This is a genomic window from Streptomyces sp. NPDC044106, from assembly GCF_056433985.1.
In genome coordinates, this window is the sequence record NZ_JBWKFZ010000051.1 from 1 (window position 1) to 1,369 (window position 1,369).

At 71.6% G+C, this 1,369-nt stretch carries 1 protein-coding gene; it reads right to left on the minus strand.

Annotation, left to right across the window (positions count from 1 at the left end; genetic code table 11):
* Positions 1-123: 123 nt before the first annotated feature.
* Complete coding sequence (locus AC07DI_RS37510; RefSeq protein WP_478909456.1) at positions 124-960, minus strand: PhzF family phenazine biosynthesis isomerase; 837 nt, start codon at positions 958-960, stop codon at positions 124-126.
* Positions 961-1,369: the final 409 nt, after the last annotated feature.

The window sequence follows — 1,369 nt, forward strand, 5'->3', positions numbered from 1 at the left end:
AGGGGTTCGGCGGGCGGGGTGCGGAACTCGGGGAAGGCCACCTCCAGGGTGCCCGTCAACGTCTCCGAACGCCGCTCCGCGGCAAGGCCGTTGGCGGGCGCGGCAGGGCGGGGGCTGGTCACATCAGACATGCATGAGCCCTTCGATCGTGACGACACCGTGGCCCGAGACGTCGACGGAGTCGACCCGGTCGCCCTCGCCCTGGACAAGGGCGCTCATGGGGGAGGGGCGGCCGATCTCGATGCCCTGGGTGATCTCGATGCGCTGCCCGTACGAGGCGAGGCCGTGCCGGGCGATGTGGATGGCGATGGGCCCGGCGACGGAGCCGGTGGCGGCGTCCTCCACGACCCCGTACGCGGGCGAGAACATGCGGTTGCGCCAGGTGGTCCCGGACCCGGCGATGCAGTTGGTCGCCATGTCGGGGAAGCTCGCAAGCGCGCGGTGGTCGGGGTTCACCTTCGACAGGGCCTCGAAGCTCTCGAAGCCGACCAGGACGTGCCGCGGGCCGTTGCGGTAGATCTCCACCGGCAGCGTCGACTCCTGGATTCCCAGCGCCTCAAGGAGCTCGTCCGCGCGGTCGAAGGGCTTCCACACCGGCACCGGCTGGCGCATGCTGGTCGAGACGACCTTGCCGTCGACGCGCTGCAGCTCGAAGGGGATCACGCCCATGGCGGTCTCGACGCGCAGCTGGTCGGCGTCGGTGCGCTGGCCCAGAGCGATGGCGGTGCCCAGCAACGGGTGCCCGGCGAAGGGCAGTTCGTTCACCGGCGTGAAGATCCGTACGTGGACGTCCCCGCCCTGCTTGGCGCCGAGGACGAATGTCGTCTCCGAGAGGTTCATCTCCCGGGCGATGCGCTGCATCTGCTCGGCGCTCAGGTCGTCGCTGTCGAAGAACACGGCCACCGGGTTGCCGGTGAGGGGCTCTCGGGCGAAGGCGTCGACGACTACGTAGTTGTGCATCTTGTTCTGTTCTCCCACTCGTCTTTGGTGGTGCCGGTGCTGCCGTGCCCGCCGTACCTGGCGTGACCCGCCGTACGCGGGTCGAGGGCCGGGCCGGCGCTCGGGGGAGGGCGCCGGCCCGGCGGTTCTTCGGGGCGTCGGCCCGGTGGCCGGGGCGGAAGCGGCGGATGCGGGGGATGTGGGCCGGACTGCGCTGTCCGGCCGGGTCGCTGCCCACGATGCGCCGTCCATCTTTGGCGGGAACGGATTCCGACTGGAATGGCCCCGGACCCGCCCAATGCCCCCGTGGCCCGGGCCCCGGGTCAGGCGGTTCGGGCGGGCCAGGCGGAGACGACGCTGAGGGCCTGGGTGGGGTTGAGGCGGGGGTCGCAGCAGGAGGTGTAGCGCTCGCCCACGCGCTCGAGGTCGG